Source organism: Streptomyces cinereoruber (assembly GCF_009299385.1).
GTDB classification, from domain to species: Bacteria; Actinomycetota; Actinomycetes; order Streptomycetales; family Streptomycetaceae; genus Streptomyces; species Streptomyces bikiniensis.
Window position 1 is genome coordinate 1,665,078 of record NZ_CP023693.1, and the last position, 17,311, is coordinate 1,682,388.

16 protein-coding genes are annotated in these 17,311 nt (G+C 73.6%); 7 read left to right on the top strand and 9 right to left on the bottom strand.

Features of this window, described 5'->3' with window-relative positions; genetic code table 11:
* Positions 1-16: 16 nt before the first annotated feature.
* From glpK to CP977_RS07300, 3 genes are all read left to right on the top strand, one after another.
* Positions 17-1,552, top strand: a complete 1,536-nt coding sequence (glpK, locus tag CP977_RS07290) for a glycerol kinase GlpK (protein WP_109187114.1) — start codon at positions 17-19, stop codon at positions 1,550-1,552.
* 27 nt (positions 1,553-1,579) lie between these two features.
* The gene (locus tag CP977_RS07295; RefSeq protein ID WP_062758826.1) at positions 1,580-3,184 is read left to right on the top strand and encodes a glycerol-3-phosphate dehydrogenase/oxidase; all 1,605 of its coding nucleotides are present in this window, start codon (positions 1,580-1,582) and stop codon (positions 3,182-3,184) included.
* Between the two features lie 273 nt (positions 3,185-3,457).
* Positions 3,458-4,561 carry a PAC2 family protein gene (locus CP977_RS07300; protein ID WP_152369798.1) on the top strand — a complete coding sequence of 368 codons (1,104 nt, stop codon included), beginning with the start codon at positions 3,458-3,460 and terminating at the stop codon, positions 4,559-4,561.
* A gap of 89 nt (positions 4,562-4,650) precedes the next feature.
* On the opposite strand, the gene mshC is transcribed toward CP977_RS07300, so the two are convergent.
* The 4 genes from mshC to CP977_RS07320 form a co-directional block, all read right to left on the bottom strand.
* Positions 4,651-5,880, bottom strand: coding sequence for a cysteine--1-D-myo-inosityl 2-amino-2-deoxy-alpha-D-glucopyranoside ligase (gene mshC / locus CP977_RS07305; protein WP_062758839.1), 1,230 nt, complete (start codon positions 5,878-5,880; stop codon positions 4,651-4,653).
* Between the two features lie 229 nt (positions 5,881-6,109).
* Positions 6,110-6,916: an SCO1664 family protein gene (locus CP977_RS07310; protein WP_152369799.1), complete on the bottom strand. Its 807-nt coding sequence runs from the start codon at positions 6,914-6,916 to the stop codon at positions 6,110-6,112.
* Positions 6,913-7,503, bottom strand: coding sequence for a DUF3090 domain-containing protein (locus CP977_RS07315; RefSeq protein ID WP_062758844.1), 591 nt, complete (start codon positions 7,501-7,503; stop codon positions 6,913-6,915). The genes CP977_RS07310 and CP977_RS07315 overlap by 4 nt, the downstream gene beginning before the upstream one ends.
* 67 nt (positions 7,504-7,570) lie before the next feature.
* Entirely contained in the window at positions 7,571-8,260 is a 690-nt protein-coding gene (locus CP977_RS07320) for a histidine phosphatase family protein (protein WP_104860568.1), read from the bottom strand.
* Positions 8,261-8,501: 241 nt separating this feature from the next.
* Between CP977_RS07320 and corA the strand changes: the two genes are divergently transcribed.
* Positions 8,502-9,497 carry a magnesium/cobalt transporter CorA gene (gene corA / locus CP977_RS07325; protein ID WP_109187047.1) on the top strand — a complete coding sequence of 332 codons (996 nt, stop codon included), beginning with the start codon at positions 8,502-8,504 and terminating at the stop codon, positions 9,495-9,497.
* 46 nt (positions 9,498-9,543) lie between these two features.
* On the opposite strand, the gene CP977_RS07330 is transcribed toward corA, so the two are convergent.
* Together CP977_RS07330 and CP977_RS07335 are read right to left on the bottom strand one after the other, a co-directional pair.
* On the bottom strand, positions 9,544-10,329 hold the full coding sequence (locus CP977_RS07330; RefSeq protein ID WP_062758846.1) for a hypothetical protein: 786 nt from the start codon (positions 10,327-10,329) through the stop codon (positions 9,544-9,546).
* A 335-nt stretch (positions 10,330-10,664) separates the two neighbouring features.
* Entirely contained in the window at positions 10,665-11,714 is a 1,050-nt protein-coding gene (locus tag CP977_RS07335; RefSeq protein WP_062758847.1) for an LLM class F420-dependent oxidoreductase, read from the bottom strand.
* Positions 11,715-11,843: 129 nt separating this feature from the next.
* Between CP977_RS07335 and CP977_RS07340 the strand changes: the two genes are divergently transcribed.
* A complete protein-coding gene (locus CP977_RS07340; protein ID WP_062758849.1) occupies positions 11,844-12,821 on the top strand; it encodes an aldo/keto reductase in 978 nt (325 codons plus the stop codon).
* Positions 12,818-14,998, top strand: a complete 2,181-nt coding sequence (locus CP977_RS07345; protein ID WP_104860567.1) for a helix-hairpin-helix domain-containing protein — start codon at positions 12,818-12,820, stop codon at positions 14,996-14,998. Before CP977_RS07340 ends, CP977_RS07345 begins: the two co-directional genes overlap by 4 nt.
* Before the next feature lie 77 nt (positions 14,999-15,075).
* Here the strand turns inward: CP977_RS07345 and CP977_RS07350 are convergent, their stop codons facing one another.
* Entirely contained in the window at positions 15,076-15,735 is a 660-nt protein-coding gene (locus CP977_RS07350; protein WP_062758851.1) for a hypothetical protein, read from the bottom strand.
* 47 nt (positions 15,736-15,782) lie between these two features.
* On the opposite strand from CP977_RS07350, the gene CP977_RS07355 reads away from it, so the two are divergent.
* Positions 15,783-15,971 carry a DUF5703 family protein gene (locus tag CP977_RS07355; protein ID WP_015032473.1) on the top strand — a complete coding sequence of 63 codons (189 nt, stop codon included), beginning with the start codon at positions 15,783-15,785 and terminating at the stop codon, positions 15,969-15,971.
* Between the two features lie 103 nt (positions 15,972-16,074).
* Here CP977_RS07355 and CP977_RS34755 read toward each other — a convergent pair whose 3' ends face one another.
* Both CP977_RS34755 and chpH read right to left on the bottom strand, forming a co-directional pair.
* The gene (locus tag CP977_RS34755) at positions 16,075-16,794 is read right to left on the bottom strand and encodes a chaplin (RefSeq protein WP_152369800.1); all 720 of its coding nucleotides are present in this window, start codon (positions 16,792-16,794) and stop codon (positions 16,075-16,077) included.
* Between the two features lie 140 nt (positions 16,795-16,934).
* Positions 16,935-17,168: a chaplin ChpH gene (gene chpH / locus CP977_RS07365; protein ID WP_062758855.1), complete on the bottom strand. Its 234-nt coding sequence runs from the start codon at positions 17,166-17,168 to the stop codon at positions 16,935-16,937.
* Between the last annotated feature and the right edge of the window lie 143 nt (positions 17,169-17,311).

A 17,311-nucleotide genomic window follows, 5' to 3' on the forward strand; every position in this document is an offset into this window, starting at 1 on the left:
TCCCTTGGAGCACACCGTGACCGACGCCCACACCTCCGGCCCCTTCATCGCCGCCATCGACCAGGGCACCACCTCCTCCCGCTGCATCGTCTTCGACAAGGACGGCCGGATCGTCTCCGTCGACCAGAAGGAGCACGAGCAGATCTTCCCGAAGCCGGGCTGGGTGGAGCACGACGCCGCCGAGATCTGGACCAACGTCCAGGAGGTCGTCGCCGGCGCCCTGGAGAAGGCGGAGATCACCGCCGCCGACGTCAAGGCCATCGGCATCACCAACCAGCGCGAGACCACGCTGCTGTGGGACAAGCACACCGGCGAGCCGGTCCACAACGCCCTCGTCTGGCAGGACACCCGCACCGACGCCCTCTGCCGGGAGCTCGGCCGCAACGTCGGCCAGGACCGCTTCCGCCGCGAGACCGGCCTCCCCCTCGCCTCGTACTTCTCCGGCCCCAAGGTCCGCTGGCTGCTCGACAACGTCGAGGGGCTGCGCGAGCGGGCCGAGCGCGGCGACATCCTCTTCGGCACCATGGACTCCTGGGTCATCTGGAACCTGACCGGCGGCGTCGACGGCGGCGTGCACGTCACCGACGTCACCAACGCCTCCCGCACCATGCTGATGAACCTCCACGAGATGGCGTGGGACGAGCGCATCCTGCACTCCATGGACGTCCCGGCCGCCGTGCTGCCGGAGATCCGCTCCTCCGCCGAGGTGTACGGCACGGTCAAGGGCGGCGTCCTCGACGGCGTCCCGGTCGCCTCCGCGCTCGGCGACCAGCAGGCCGCCCTGTTCGGCCAGACGTGCTTCGCCGAGGGCGAGGCCAAGTCCACGTACGGCACCGGCACCTTCATGCTGATGAACACCGGCGAGAAGATCATCAACTCCTACAGCGGCCTGCTGACCACGGTCGGCTACCGGATCGGCGACGAGAAGCCGGTCTACGCCCTGGAGGGCTCGATCGCCGTCACCGGCTCCCTGGTGCAGTGGATGCGCGACCAGATGGGCCTGATCAAGTCCGCCGCCGAGATCGAGACCCTCGCGTCCTCGGTCGAGGACAACGGCGGCGCCTACTTCGTCCCGGCCTTCTCCGGCCTGTTCGCCCCGTACTGGCGCTCCGACGCGCGCGGTGTCATCGCCGGCCTCACCCGGTACGTCACCAAGGCGCACATCGCCCGCGCCGTCCTGGAGGCCACCGCCTGGCAGACCCGCGAGATCACCGACGCCATGACGAAGGACTCCGGCGTCGAGCTGACCGCGCTCAAGGTCGACGGCGGCATGACCTCCAACAACCTGCTGATGCAGACCCTCTCGGACTTCCTGGACGCGCCCGTCGTGCGCCCCATGGTCGCCGAGACCACCTGCCTCGGCGCCGCCTACGCCGCCGGCCTGGCCGTCGGCTTCTGGCCCGACACGGACGCGCTGCGCGCCAACTGGCGCCGCGCCGCCGAATGGACCCCCCGCATGGACGCCGACAAGCGCGACCGCGAGTACAAGAGCTGGCTGAAGGCCGTCGAGCGCTCCATGGGCTGGCTCGAAGACGAGTCCGACGAGCAGTAAGAGCGAGCAGTAAGAGGAGTAAGCGACATGACCACCCTGCAGAGCGTCCCCGCCCTGGGGACGCGCCCGGCTGCCGGTTCCCTGCCGAGCCGCGCCGAGACCCGGGAACAGCTCTCCAAGGCGACGTACGACCTCCTGGTGATCGGCGGCGGCATCCTGGGCATCTCCACCGCCTGGCACGCCGCGCAGTCGGGCCTGCGGGTGGCCCTGGTGGACGCCGGCGACTTCGCCGGCGCCACCTCCTCCGCCTCCTCCAAGCTGCTCCACGGCGGACTGCGCTACCTGCAGACCGGCGCGGTGAAGCTGGTGGCGGAGAACCACTTCGAGCGGCGCGCGGTCTCCCGCCAGGTGGCCCCGCACCTCGCCAACCCGCTCACCTTCTACCTGCCCGTCTACAAGGGCGGCCCGCACGGCGCCGCCAAGCTGGGCGCCGGCGTCTTCGCTTACTCCGCGCTCTCGGCGTTCGGCGACGGCGTCGGCCACCTGCTCTCCCCCGCCAAGGCCGCGCAGGACGTGCCGGAGCTGCGGACCGACGACCTGAAGGCCGTGGCCGTCTACGGTGACGACCAGATGAACGACGCCCGGATGGCGCTGATGACGGTCCGCGCCGCGGTCGACGCCGGCGCCACCGTCCTCAACCACGCCGAGGTCACCGGTCTGCGCTTCACCCGCGGCCGGGTCACCGGCGCCGAGCTGAAGGACCGCACCAGCGGCGACGAGTTCGGCGTGAGCGCCCGCCTGGTCCTGAACGCGACCGGCCCGTGGGTCGACCACCTGCGGAGGATGGAGGACCCGAACGCGGCCCCCTCCATCCGCCTCTCCAAGGGCGCGCACCTGGTCCTCAAGCGGACCTCGCCGTGGAAGGCGGCGCTCGCCACCCCGATCGACAAGTACCGCATCACCTTCGCCCTCCCCTGGGAGGACATGCTGCTGCTCGGCACCACCGACGAGGAGTACGAGGGCGACCCCGGCCAGGTCGAGGTCACCGAGAAGGACACCGCCCAGATCCTGGACGAGGCCGCCTTCTCCATCCGCGACCAGCAGCTGTCGCGCGACCTGATCACGTACGCCTTCGCCGGTCTGCGGGTGCTGCCCGGCGGCCCCGGCGACACCTCCAAGGCCAAGCGCGAGACGGTCGTCACCGAGGGCCGCGGCGGGATGCTGTCGGTGGCCGGCGGCAAGTGGACGACCTTCCGCCACATCGGCCGCACGGTCATGAAGAAGCTGGAGCAGCTCCCGGGCCATCCGCTGGGCGAGGACTACGAGCCGGTGTCGGCGCTGCCGAAGCGGCTGCCGCTGCCCGGCATAGCCAACCCGAACGCGGTCGCCCACCGGCTGCTCGTCGACGGCCCGGCGCCCGGCCCGCGCATGGCCGCCGACACCGCCAAGCACCTGGCGACGCACTACGGTTCGCTCTCCTTCGAGATCGCCCGCATGGCGAACGAGAACCCGGAGCTGGCCCGCCGCGTCCACCCGGACGCGCCGGAGATCTGGGCCCAGGTCGCCTACGCCCGCGACCACGAGTGGGCCGAGACGGCCGACGACGTGCTGCGCCGCCGCACGACGCTGACCATCCGCGGTCTGGCGACGGACGAGGTCCGCGCCGGGGTCGAGGCGATGCTCCGCAAGTAACGCGCCCGCGTGCAGGGGCGGTTCCTCTCCGAGGGGCCGCCCCTTCGGCGTGCCGCGCCCCGTCCGCTCACCGGCGAACTCCTTTCCGCCGCCGTCCGGTCGGGGCGGATCGTCACGGTCCGGGAGGAGTGACCCCTCCGTGTGCGGAGGCGAGTTCCTGGGTAGTCGATCAAGGCCGCACGGGTTTTCGGGGATGTCCGGGGGCTGCGGACGGACCGCCGGAAAGCCGTAAGGTTGGTCCGTACGACAGGAACTTCGAGAAGGAGGCGCTGGGTGATCGAGCTCGAGGGGGTGCCCGAGCTGATCGACCCGGTCATGGTGGCCGCGTTCGAGGGCTGGAACGACGCCGGGGACGCCGCCTCCACCGCGGTCGCCCATCTGGACCGGGAGTGGAAGGGCGAGGTGTTCGCGGCGCTCGACGCCGAGGACTACTACGACTTCCAGGTGAACCGGCCCACGGTCTTCCTGGACAACGGCGTGCGGAAGATCACCTGGCCGACGACCAGACTCTCCGTGGTCCGGGTGGGCGGTGACAAGCCCCGTGACCTGGTCCTCGTGCGCGGGATCGAGCCCTCGATGCGCTGGCGCTCCTTCTGCAACGAGCTGCTCGCCTTCGCGCACGAGCTGGGCGTGGAGATGGTGGTGATCCTGGGCGCGCTGCTCGGGGACACCCCGCACACCCGGCCGGTCCCGGTCAGCGGCGTGACCTCCGACCCGGACCTGGCGCGCACGATGGACCTGGAGGAGACCCGGTACGAGGGCCCGACGGGCATCGTGGGCATCCTCCAGGAGGCGTGCACGCACGCGGGCGTGCCGGCCGTGAGCCTGTGGGCGGCGGTGCCGCACTACGTGTCGCAGCCGCCGAACCCGAAGGCGACGCTGGCGCTGCTCAACCGCCTGGAGGACCTGATCGGGCTGCGCATCCCGCTGGGCGAGCTGCCCGAGGACGCGCGGGCCTGGCAGCTGGGCGTGGACCAGCTGGCCGCCGAGGACAGCGAGGTCGCCGAGTACGTGCAGACGCTGGAGGAGGCGCGGGACACCGCGGAGCTTCCGGAGGCGTCCGGCGAGGCGATCGCCCGCGAGTTCGAGCGGTATCTGCGGCGGCGCGAGCCGGGCGCGGGGCCGGGCCCCGGCCCCGGGGTGGCGACGGAGGGCGGGGACTCCCCCTTCCTGCGGGACCCCGGCAGCGGCCGCACGCGTCCGCCGAAGCCGGAGCAGCCGGGACCGGAGTCGGTTCCGGGACCGGAGTCGGTTCCGGGCGCCACCGGGGAGAACCCGCCCGGAGAGGCCCCGGAGAGCGGGAGTCCGGAGACCGAAGGCCCGGACGGCGAGGGCCCGGAGAACGGTGGGACCCCGGACGGCGACCCCGGCAAGTAGCCGGCGAAGGTCGGTACGGAAGGAGGGGCGTCCGGAACCGGGCGCCCCTCCTTCATGCCGTCACGTGCGTACGGGACCTCTCCGGCGTCCTACAGGGCGACGCCCAGGAGCGCGTCGACCGTGCGGGAGACGAGCCCGGGGGCGGACTCGTCGGTGCCGCCGTCGGCCTCCTGGAGCGCGGCCCAGCGGTCGACCGCGGCGAGCGCGGCCGGCGCGTCGAGGTCGTCGGCGAGGGCCTCGCGGACCTCCTCGACGAGGGCGTCGGCGGACGGCCCGTCGGGGCGGGAGACGGCGGCGCGCCAGCGTCCGAGGCGCTCCACGGCGTCCTGGAGGACCTGGTCGGTCCACTCCCAGTCGGCGCGGTAGTGGTGGGAGAGGAGCGCGAGCCGGATCGCGGCCGGGTCGACGCCGTCGCGGCGCAGCTTCGAGACGAAGACCAGGTTGCCCCTGGACTTGGACATCTTCTCGCCGTCGAGGCCGACCATGCCGGCGTGGACGTACGCCTTGGCCATCGGGAACTCGCCGGTGAGGGCCTGGGCGTGCGAGGCGCCCATCTCGTGGTGCGGGAAGACCAGGTCGGAGCCGCCGCCCTGCACGTCGAAGCCCATGCCGAGGTGGTCGAGGGCGATGGCGACGCACTCGATGTGCCAGCCGGGGCGGCCCGCGCCGAGGCTGCCGCCGTCCCAGCTCGGCTCGCCCTCGCGGGCGGCCATCCAGAGCATGGGGTCGAGCGGGTTCTTCTTGCCGGGGCGCTCGGGGTCGCCGCCGCGCTCGGCGGAGAGGTGGCGCATCAGCTCGGTGTCGTAGTGCGAGACCTGGCCGAAGTGCGGGTCGGCCTCGACGGAGAAGTAGACGTCGCCGTCGAGCTCGTAGGCGGCGCCGGAGTCCCGCAGGCGCTCGACCAGCGGGACGATGCCCGGTATGGCCTCGACCGCGCCGATGTAGTGCCGCGGGGGCAGCATGCGCAGGGCGGTCATGTCCTCGCGGAAGAGGGCGGTCTCGCGCTCGGCGAGGCCGACCCAGTCGACGCCGTCGCGGATCGCGCGCTCCAGGAGGGGGTCGTCCACGTCCGTCACGTTCTGGACGTAGTGCACCTGCCGCTTGGTGTCGAGCCACACGCGCTGAACGAGGTCGAACGCGTTGTAGGTCGCCGCGTGACCCATGTGGGTCGCGTCGTACGGGGTGATCCCGCAGACGTAGATACGGGCGACGGGGCCGGGGACGAGGGTGACTCGTCCGCCGGTCGCGGTGTCGTGGATCCGGAGGTCGCGGCCCTTGCCGGGAAGGGCGGGGACCTCAGAAGCGGGCCAGGCATGCATGACCCGAGCGTAACCGGACAGGTGTTCCGGATACGAACCGGATCCGGGATCTTGACCGATTAGGCGGTCTTGCGGGACGAATGCGCCCATGCATACCCCTGGGGGGTGCCGTTCGGCGCAGCTCGGCTTGGCCGAAACCTTTCGGTCGACCCCCTGTGTGAACCTCTGGGCGAACCCCTGAGGCGTCGGGTCCGTACGGGACCGGGAGCGGCGTCCGGGGCGGCGGTTCTCAGACGGGCGGCCAGGGGATGGCGGGCCACTGCCCCGAGGGTTCCGGGTGGCGTCCGCTCGTCCGCATCGCCTCCACACGGGCGCGTACCGCCGCCACTTCGGCGCCGGTGAGCAGTTCGGCCAGTCGGGTGGCTAGCGGCGCGCCCGGCGCCAGGGACCGGCCGAGCCCGTCGAGGACCTCGACCGCCTCGGCGGGCAGCTCCTCGCCCGCCCATCCCCACAGCAGGGTGCGCAGCTTGTCCTCGACGTGGAAGGTGACCCCGTGGTCGATGCCGTACAGGTGTCCGCCGGGGGCCGGCAGCAGGTGCCCGCCCTTGCGGTCGCCGTTGTTGACGACGGCGTCCAGGACGGCGAGCCGCCGCAGTTCGGGGGTGTCGGCGTGGACGAGGAGGGCGGTGCGGCCCTCGCCGACCTCGGCCTCCCCGACGGCCTTCCAGCCCTCGCCCGGCTCCTCGTCCTCGGTGAGGGCGAGCAGCCGCGCCCCGGGGTCGGCCTCGATCCACAGCTGGACCATCCCCTCCCCGTACGGGCCGTCGCGCAGCACCGTCGGCGGGACCAGGCCCCAGCCGGTGGCCTCGGAGACCTCGTACGCGGCGACCTCGCGCCGGGCGAGGTTCCCGTCGGGGAAGTCCCACAGGGGCCGCTCCCCCGCGATCGGCTTGTAGACGCAGGCCGCCTCCTGGCCCTCGTGGGCGACGGAGCAGTAGAGGACGGCGTTGGAGGCCTCGCGGATCCGGCCGCGCACGGTCAGCTCACCGCGGGCGAGCAGGTCCGCGCCCGGCAGGGTCTGGGGGCTGCTGCTCATGCTCCGCGGCGGTATCCGTTCTGGCGGGGGCAGACGTGCCCCTCGGGGTCGAGCGGCAGGCTGCACAGCGGGCACGGCGGGCGGCCGGCGTTGACGACGTCCAGGGCCCGCTTGGCGAAGGCCCGGGCCTGGGCGCCGCTGAGCCGGACCCGGAGCATCGGCGGGCCGTTCTCCTCGTCCTGGAGCAGCCGCTCCTCGGCCTCGGCGAGGTCCTCCTCGGACTCCGCGTCGAGTTCCACGAGGGCCTGCGCCTCGACGATCATGCGCTGTTCCTCGCCGTCCCAGGCGAGCGCCATGGTGCCGACCCGGAACTCCTCCTCGACGGGCACGTCGAGGGGGGCGGTGTCCGCGATCTCGGCGGGGGCGACGGCGGGCACGGGCGCGTTGCCGCCGGTGCGCCGCACGACCTCGTCCAGGAGTTCGTCGATGCGCTCGGCGAGGGCGGCGACCTGCATCTTCTCCAGGGCGACGCTGGTGACCCGACCGCCGGCGGACGCCTGGAGGAAGAACGTACGGCGGCCAGGCAGCCCGACCGTACCGGCCACGAAACGCTCCGGTGGGTCGTAGAGGAACACCTGACGGGACACGTTCCCGGCTCCCTTGCGTCTCGACGGTCGTACTACAGCGGCGCGTCCACCCTACTGCGCGAAGGGATCACGGTGCGCCCGCACCGCCACCGACCTCGGCCGTCCCGGCGTCCCCGGGGCGCTCGCGGGGGGCGAATCCGGCGAAGTCCCCCGTGTCGCCGAGCCGGAGGAGGAAGGGACGCAGGCGCGTGTAGCGGATGACGGTGACCGAGCAGGGGTCCACGTGGACGCGCTGGAAGAGGTCGAGGTGGAGGCCGAGGGCGTCCGCCACGAGCGACTTGACGATGTCGCCGTGCGAGCACATGAGGTAGCAGGCGTCCTCACCGTGCTCGGCCTCGATCCGCGCGTTCCAGTCGCGCACGGCCTCGACGGCGCGGTTCTGCATGGCGCGCATGGACTCGCCGCCGGGGAAGGCGGCGGCGGAGGCGTGCGCCTGGACGACCTCCATCAGGGGCTCGTCGTTGAGCTCGGCGAGCTTGCGGCCCGACCAGTCGCCGTAGTCGCACTCGTTGATCCGGTCCTCGACGTGGAGCGGGAGGTCCGGGCGGGCGTCGAGGAGGGGCCGCAGGGTCTCCCGGCAGCGCTGGAGGGGGCTGGAGACGGCGGCGGCGAGCGGGACGTCCGCGAGGCGCGCGGGGAGGGCGGCGGCCTGCGCGGCCCCGCGCTCGTCGAGCGCGATCCCGGGCGTGCGCCCGGCGAGGACCCCGGAGGTGTTGGCGGTGGAGCGTCCGTGCCGGACGAGGATCAGCGTGGCCATGGCGGCCAGCCTAGGGGGTGCCCCGGGCGGGCCCCGTCCCCCGCCCGTACGCGCGCGTGCGGAACGCGGGGAGGCGGGGGTGATGGTCATGCGTCGGTCTCCCGCCCGTACGCGCGTGCGGAACGCGGTTCGCCCGTCGGCCGCCCGTCACGCCCGCCCGGCCGTACGCGTGCGCGTGCGTGCGGAACGGCGGAGGTCCGCGCGAGCCGTACGCGTGCATGGCGGAGCCGTTCGGGGGAAAATGCGGCCCGTGATCGTGGACTCTGCCATCTATCGGGACGGGCACCGCACGGACGGACCCGCCGACCTCTCCGACGCCCTGAAGGAGGCGCGGGCGACGGGCGACGACGCGTTCCTGTGGGTGGGGCTGCACGAGCCCACGGAGGAGGAGTTCGACCACGTCGCCTCGGAGTTCGCGCTGCACCCGCTGGCCGTCGAGGACGCCCTGAAGGCCCACCAGCGGCCCAAGCTGGAGGTCTACGACGACTCGCTGTTCATGGTGCTCAAGCCGGTCGTGTACGAGCCGGAGAGCGACCGGGTCTCCTCGGGCGAGCTGATGCTGTTCGTGGGCGATTCGTTCGTGGTCACGGTCCGGCACGGCGAGGGGGCCCCGCTGGCGGAGGTGCGCCGGCGCCTGGAGGCCGATCCGGAGGTCCTGAAGCACGGTCCGACGGCGGTCCTGTACGCGGTGAGCGACGCGATCGTGGACCACTACCTGGAGGTCGCGGGAGAGCTCCAGGTGGACCTGGAGGAGTTGGAGGCGGACGTCTTCGCGCCCACCGGGGACGCGGCCTCCAACACGGCGGCGCGGATCTACACGGCGAAGCGGCAGGTCCTGGAGTTCCGGCGGGCCAGCGGTCCGCTGGCCGGGCCGATGGCCCGCCTCACGGCCGGTTCGGTGCCGTTCGTGAACGAGCACTCGCAGCCGTTCTTCCGGGACGTCAACGACCACCTGCTGCGCTCCAACGACCAAGTGGAGGGCCTGGACCGGCTCCTGTCCGACGTGCTCTCGGCCCATCTGGCGCAGATGGGGGTGCGGCAGAACGACGACATGCGGAAGATCTCGGCGTGGGCGGCCATGGCGGCGGTCCCCACCATGGTCGCGGGGATCTACGGGATGAACTTCGAGCACATGCCGGAGCTGGGCTGGGGCATGGGCTATCCGGCGGTGATCCTGGTGATGACGGGCATCGTGGTCGTCCTGTACCGGATGTTCAAGCGGCGCGGCTGGATGTAGGACCGCTCCCGCCGCCGGGACCGCTCCCGCCGCGCCGAGGCCCGGGTCAGAACGCGGGGGCGGGGGTCATGGGGCCCCCGAGCGCGTCGAGCCGTTCGGGCATCCTGAGGTCGATCATCTTGTGCCAGCCGGCGAGGCGTTCGTACGCGTACATGCCGTGGATGCCGGCGGCGAGGGCGAGGGCCTTGGGCTTCGGCCACTCCAGGACGCGGCCCATGTGGCGCATCACGGCGAGGCTGACGTCCCGGTAGACCTGGATCTCGACCAGGGCGGACTCGCGCAGGGTCTTCTGGATCAGCCGGCCGTGCCCCTGGCGGGCGAGCCGGAGCAGTTCCTCGTGGCAGTAGGCGAGGTGGTTGGCCTCGTCGTTGTCGATCATGTGGATGGCCCTGCCCAGTTCGGGGTGGTCCCCGAAGTAGGTGACGAGCATGTCCATCTGGTCGGCGGCCCGCTGCTCGGTGACCCGGCTGTGGGCGAGGTAGACGATGATGTCCCGCTCGGTCAGCGGCTCGTCGCGGCGGAGCTTGTCGTGCGCGAGGCCGATGCCGCGCTGTTCGAGCAGCATCGTGTAGTCGGTGTCGGGGGGTACCGGGACGGGTTCGAGGCCGCGCTTCTTCATCAGCGCGTTGAAGATCCGGCCGTGCTTGTCCTCGTCGGCGCCGTGCCGGGTGATCTTGGGCGCGAGTTCGCGCATCCCGGGGGCGACGAGGGCCGCGATCCGGCCGTTCTCCCAGCCGCCCTGGGCCTCGCCGCTCGCCGCGATGGAGCAGAAGAGCCGGAAGGACTCGTCGTTGTCGATGATTTCCTGGAACAGGCCCTTGGCCGTGAGCATCGCCGCCACCTCCGTGCGGACGTTCGCACTCCGGTACGTCCGGGGAGCGCCCTGTCCGGGGAGAACGAGTCAAGTCCGGTCCGGGGCGGCGGGCAACACGGGGGCGGGAAGGACTCGGCCGAAAGAGTGACCCCCGAGGCCGTAACCGGGGGCCCGCCGGAGCCGTTGTGCTGCGTGACGGCCGTGGCGGGGAAGACCCCCCGAGCCCCCACCACGGCCGCAGACCTCTCCGGCGGCCCCGTACGCGACATCCGTACGGGGCCGTCGGCGCGTCACGTGCTCCACGCGTCACGTACGAAGCCGTCAGTGCGCCGCGTACGGAGCCGTCGGCGCGGTCACGCGAGCCCGGCCCGCTCCAGCGCCTCGACGCCCGCCCGCAGGGCCGCCACCCGCTCGTCCAGGGTGAAGCCGGCCGGGGCGACGGTGAGGGTGGTGACCCCGGCGGCGGCGTAGGCCGCCATCCGGTCCGCGATCCGCTCGACGGAGCCGAGCAGGGTGGTCCGGTCGATCAGCGAGTGCGGCACGGCCGCCGCCGCGCCCGTCTTGTCGCCGGCCAGGTACTTGTCCTGGACCTCGGCGGCCTCCTTCTCGTACCCCATGCGGCGCGCGAGCTGGTTGTAGAAGTTCTGCTTGCGGCTGCCCATGCCGCCGACGTAGAGGGCGGTGTACGGCCGGAACACGTCGGCGAGCGCGTCGACGTCGTCGCCGAGGGCGAGCGGCACGGTGGGGCAGACGTCGAAGCCGTCCATGGTGAGGCCGGCCTTCTCGCGGCCCGCGCGGATGTGCCGCAGGGCCGTGTCCTCCAGGTGGTCGGCGGAGGGGAAGATCAGCAGGGCGCCGTCGGCGATCTCGCCGGTCTGCTCCAGGTTCTTGGGGCCGATGGCGGCGATGTAGAGCGGGATGTGCTCGCGCTGCGGGTGCACGGTGAGCTTGAGGGGCTTGCCGGGGCCGTCGGGGAGCGGGAGGGTCCAGTGCTCGCCGTCGTAGCTGAGCCGCTCGCGGGTCATGGCCCTGCGGACGATCTCGACGTACTCGCGGGTCCGGGCGAGCGGCTTGTCGAACTTCACGCCGTACCAGCCCTCGGAGACCTGGGGTCCGGAGACGCCGAGGCCGAGGCGGAAGCGGCCGCCGCTGAGCGAGTCGAGGGTGGCGGCGGTCATCGCCGTCATGGCGGGCTGGCGGGCCGGGATCTGCATGATCGCGGAGCCGACGTCGATCCGCTCGGTCTTCGCCGCGACCCAGGCGAGGACGGTGGGCGCGTCGGAGCCGTAGGCCTCGGCGGCCCAGCAGACGTCGTACCCGAGGCGGTCCGCCTCCTGCGCGACGGCGAGGTTGTCGCCGTCCATACCGGCGCCCCAGTAGCCGAGGTTGATGCCGAGCCGCATTCCACGCACCCCTTACCCATCGGTAACGTCCCTGTGGGCCGGACTCTAGCGCGCGGTCGGCGCCTCCGACAGGACGCGGTTGTCCACAGGCTCTCTCCGCGTGCCGCCCCGGACAGTAATCTCGCGCCCATGGAGCAGAGGCATCTCGGACGTACGGGCCTGCGCGTGTCGCGCGTCGGACTCGGCACCCTCACCTGGGGCCGGGACACCGACGAGCACGACGCCGCCGAGCAGCTGAAGGCGTTCTGGGACGCCGGCGGCACGCTGGTGGACACCGCCGACGTGTACGGCGGCGGCGAGGCGGAGTACCTGCTCGGGCGCCTCATGGAGCGGCTCGTGCCCCGGCAGGACCTCGTCCTGTCGACCAAGGCGGGCAGCGTCCCCGACCCCGACCGGCGCACGGACGGCTCGCGCGGCCACCTGCTCGCCGCGCTCGACGCCTCCCTCGCCCGGCTCGGCACGGACCACGTGGACCTGTGGCAGCTGCACGCCTTCGACCCGCACACGCCCCTGGAGGAGTCCCTGCAGGCGCTCGACATCGCCGTGCGCAGCGGCCGGGCCCGGTACGCGGGCGTGGCGAACTTCTGCGGCTGGCAGCTCGCCAAGGCGGGCACCTGGCAGCTCGGCGGGGACCGGACCCGGCTCGCGGGCGCGCAGCTGGAGTACTCGCTGCTCCAGCGGGGCGTGGAGCGCGAGGTGCTGCCGGCCGCCCTGGACCTGGGGATAGGCCTGCTGCCCTCCTCGCCGCTGGGGCGCGGCGTCCTGACCGGGAAGTACCGGAGCGGGACGCCGTCGGACTCGCGGGGCGCGTCGGAGACGATGGCGCCGTTCGTGGAGCCGTACCTGGACGACGCGGCGAGCCGGATCGTGGACGCGGTGACGACGGCGGCCGACGGCCTCGCGACGACCCCGCTCCACGTGGCGCTCGCCTGGGTCCGCGACCGGCCCGGGGTGACCGCCCCGATCGTCGGCGCGCGCACGGCGCGCCAGCTCACGGCCGCGTTGTCGGTGGAGACCCTTAGTCTTCCTGACGAGATCTGCCGGGCGCTGGACGACGTGTCGGCGCCCGTGCACCGCTATCCGGATCACGACTGGAGCACCTTGTGACCGAGCCTTCCGGGGAGACCGCGCCCGAGGCACCCGAGGACGTGGAGCCCACCGAGGACGTACGGGAGGGGACCGGGACGGCCCCGGCCGGCACCACGGAGGACGGGCCGGAGGCGACCGCCGGGGAGCCCGACGCCGCCGAGGGGGCCGGGGAGACCTCCGAGAAGCCGGCCGAGGACGCCGGGGCCTCCGACGCGCCCGGGCTGAGCGAGGCGCAGGCCGAGCTGGCCGCGCAGCGGGAGCTGCGGGCGAGGATCGAGGCGCGGAAGGCCGAGAAGGGCGGCCCGGTCGCGGCCGGCGCCAAGCTGAGCGGCACCGCCGCGGACCTCCTCGCGGCGGTCCGGGCCGTGGAGGGCGGTGCGGCCAAGGGCAGTGCCTTTTACGAGACGGCCGCCCCGGTGCCCGAGCCCTCCGCCCCCGAACGGCCCCCGACGGCACCCCCCGGGCCCCCCGCACCGGAGCGACCGACGGGCCCGGCACCCGCCACCACGGCCGCCGTCCGCGAGGTCCTGGCCCGGGGCGGCGCCCCGGAGACCCTGGCCGGGCCGGTGGCCGCCGCGCTCGGCGAGGGCGCGGCCGCGATCCTGCTCGACGACCCCTGGCAGCTCCTGGCGGTGGCGGGGGTGCGGCCGGAGCAGGCCGACGGCTTCGCGCGGGCGCTGCTCGGCCCCGACTGCGGCCCCGGCGACCCGCGCCGGACGGTCGCGCTCACCGTGTGGCTCCTGGAGCAGGCCGCGCTCCGGGGACACACCGCCCTGGAGACCGCGACCGTGTGCGCCGGCCTCGCCGCGCACTCCGTGCCCGACCCCGAGGAGGCGGTCGACACCGCGGTCTCCGAGGGGGCGGTCCACCTCTTCCGGGAGGAGCGGGAGGAGGCCCCGGAGGAGGAACCGGACGAAGAGGCCGGCGAGAAGGCGGACACGAGCGACGAGAGCGGCGGGGCACCCCCCGCGCTGCTCGGCCTCGACCGCTACGCGCTCGCCGAGGAGAGCCTCGCGGAAGGACTCGCCCGTCTCGTCAGGACGGCGACGGCCGACGCCTGGGAGGGCTCCGAGCTGGAGCGCGCCGCCGGTGCGCACGGTCTCGTCCTGCACACCGGCGGCGAGGCCGCCCGCGCCGAGCCGGTGGCGCTCGCGGCGGCGGCCCGCGAGCGGGGCCTGCGCGCCCTGGTCGCGGTCCACTCCGACGGCGGGCGGCGGGCGCTCGGCGCCGCGGGGACGGAGGCCGTGACGGTCGCCGCCCTGCTGGCCGGGGCGGCCGGTCCGGGCCGGGACGAGGACGGGGCCCTCGCCCTGGACCTCCTGGTGGTGCTCGACGCGCCGCAGCTGGACGTGGAGACGGCCGCGACGCTCGTGGAGTCGCTGCCGGACGGCTGCCGCCTGGTCCTGAGCGGCGACCCGGAGGTCCTCGGGGCGCCGGGCGCGGGCCGGGTCTTCGCCGACGTGCTCGCGGCCAAGGTGTGCCCCCGGATCGCCTCGCGCGTCCCCGACCCGGGGCCGCTCGGCGAGCTGGTGTCGGGCATCGGCGTCGGCGAGCTGAACCAGGTCGAGGCCCCCGGCAAGGAGATCGTGATCGTCCCGGTGCGGGACGCGGGCGAGGCCGTGCACCGCACCGTCCAGCTGGTGGCCGACTCGGTGCCCCGGGCGATCGGGGTGCCGCCGGAGCGGACGCAGGTCGTCACGGTCGGCCACGGCGGCTCGGCCGGGACGCGCGCGCTGAACGCCGCCCTCAAGCAGCGGCTCAACCCCGGCCCCGGCCGGTTCGGCGGCTACGACCCCGGCGACCGGGTGGCGTACGCGCCGGTGCCGGGGCGGACGGTCACCGGCACGGTCCTGTCGGCCGACGCCGAGGGCCTGCGGCTGCGCTGCGGGGACGACGAACTCCTCGTACCGAAGGAGCGGGTGGAGTCGGCGCTGCGGCACGGCTGGGCGCTCACCGCGCACCAGGCGGCCGGGACGCGCTGGCCCGCGGTGGTCGCGGTGCTGCCCGGGGACGCGGCCGGGGGCCTGAGCCGGCCGTGGGTGTACACGGCGTTCGGCCGGGCGGAGCGCCATCTGTCGGTCGTGCACGGCGTGGACCAGGCGCTGCCCCGGGCGGTGGCCGAGGGGGTGGCCCCGGAGCGCACGACGCGGCTGCGGCCGCTCCTGGAGGGGCTGCTCGCCGCTCCCGGGGAGTAGGGCGGCGGAACGACGGGAGGGCCGGGACACCTCGTACGGTGTCCCGGCCCTCCCGCGTCTCCGCGTCGGCCGCGGGGTCAGGCGCGGACCCTCCCGACGGGGCCGTCGCCGTCGTCGCCGTCGTCCTCCTCGTCGAAGACGGAGCTGACGTCGAAGCGGCAGACGATCCGCTCCGGGTCGGCGTGTTCGAAGGGGGCGTGGAGCCACTCCCCCGGTTCGGGGAGTTCGTCGGCCGCGACGACCCAGAGCGTGGAGTCGCCCTCCTCCAGGCCGAAGTCCTTGTGCCGGGAGGCGATCTCGTCCGGTTCGTACTCGCCGAAGAGCACGCCGAGCGCGGCGAGGGGCGAGACGCCGGCCTTGGCGGCCGCCCCGGTGACGTCCTCGCCGCCGCTCTCGGCGACGCGGCGGGCCTGGGCGAGCAGGCGTCGGGGTTCCGCCACGGCGTAGTCGCGGCGGATCAGGAGGCTGAGGGCGTGGGGTTCGTCGGGCCCGGTGTAGGGCGGCAGGGCGCCGTCCGCGCCGGGGATCTCGAAGGGGGTGACCTCGTCGTAGCGGTCGTAGAGGAGTTCGTCGTAGGTCTCGGCCGCCGAGGCCAGGGCGTTGAAGGCCTCGTAGACGGCCGGGTCGTCGTCCCCCGTGCGGCGTTCGACCGCCGCGAGGTGACGGTCCAGTGCGGCTTTGACCGCCTCGGCGGCGGCACGTACCTCGGCAGCGGTGGGCTGCGCAGCATCAGACATGGGAGAGACGCTATCCGTACCGGGGCCGTGCCCGCACAATAGATGCGATGCCGGAATACGAATTTGTCGACGTGTACGTGCCGCGCGGTGTCTCCCGCAAGGAGGCGACGCGGCTGCTGACCGATCATGCCGAGTACGGACACTGGGAGTTGGACCGTCTGAGCCTGCACCGGGACGGGAGCCGCAGGGTGCGGCTGAAGCGACGGATCATCCGCCAGGTCAGGGCGACCTGGTAGACCGGAGAACGACGAGAAGGGGCCCCGCGGTGTGCGGGGCCCCTGTGCGTGGTGCGCGTCCGCGCGTGGTGCTCGTCACACGGCCCCGGGCCGTGCGGCGGGCTCAGGCGGCGCGGCGGGCGCGGCGGTAGATCAGCGAACCGGCGAGCAGCAGTCCGGCGCCGGCGGGGACGATCACGCCGAGCGGCCCGGCGCCGGTCTCGGCGAGCTCCTCGACGGCCCGCGGGGGCGTCACGACGTGCGTACCGGGAGTGTTCGACCCGCCGTCGGTGCCCGGGTTCCCGGGGGTGCCGGGGTTCCCGGGGGTGCCGGGGTTCCCGGGGTTGCCCGGGTTGCCGGGGGTCTCCGGCGTCTCGGGGGTCTCGGGGTTCCCCGGCTGCGTCGGCTCGACGCCGTTGGCGCAGTCGTTGCCCGCGGCCGGGTTGAGGAGCCCGATGACCGAGACGCTGTTGCCGCACACGTTCACCGGGACGTCGACCGGCACCTGGACGTTGTTGCCGGAGCCCACGCCGGGCGAGCCGCTCGTGTGGCCCTCGGCGGAGGATCCGCCGCCGGGCGTGCCCGGCTTCCCGGAGTCGGAGACGTTGGCGCACGTGTTGCCCATCGCCGGGTTCAGCAGTCCGACGACGCTGACGGTGTTTCCGCAGGCGTTCACCGGCACGTGCACCGGGACCTGGACGGAGTTCCCGGACGCGACGCCCGGGGAGTTCGAGGCCGTACCGTTCGCGCCGGAGTCGGCGTGCGCATAGCCGCCGCCGACCGCGGCGAAGACGCCTCCGGCGGCCGCGACGGTGATGAGGCCCTTGCGCGTGACCTGTCGCATAGCTTGTTCCCTGCCTGCTCGGCTTCGAAGAAGTGCCACCGGGCGAAGGGCCCGAGGCGGAAATGGCCACCGGCCCCGGAGTGCATGGCACGCACTCCGGGGCCGGACCGGCTCACACCCTCACGGGGCGAGGGACGACGTCAGTCGTTGACGCAGGCGTTGCCGAAGGCGGGGTTCAGCAGACCGATCACGGAGACCGTGTTGCCGCACAGGTTCACGGGAACGTGAACCGGCACCTGGACGACGTTGCCCGAGAGGACACCGGGGGAACCGATGGCCGCACCCTGGGCACCCGCGTCGGCAACGGCCATGCCCGCACCCGCGAGAACGAGACCGCCAGTGGCAGCCGCAGCAGCGACGACCTTCTTGATCATTATTCCTCCTAGTTGGCAATGCGGCCCCAGCCGCGGACCGCACACCTGTAACGAGGGGGAAGGGCGGGGGCTACGAGCCCCCGGGGTCATTCACTCTTTTCGGGCAAGGGCAAACGCGCGGACGAATCCGGCGCGCGCCGTCG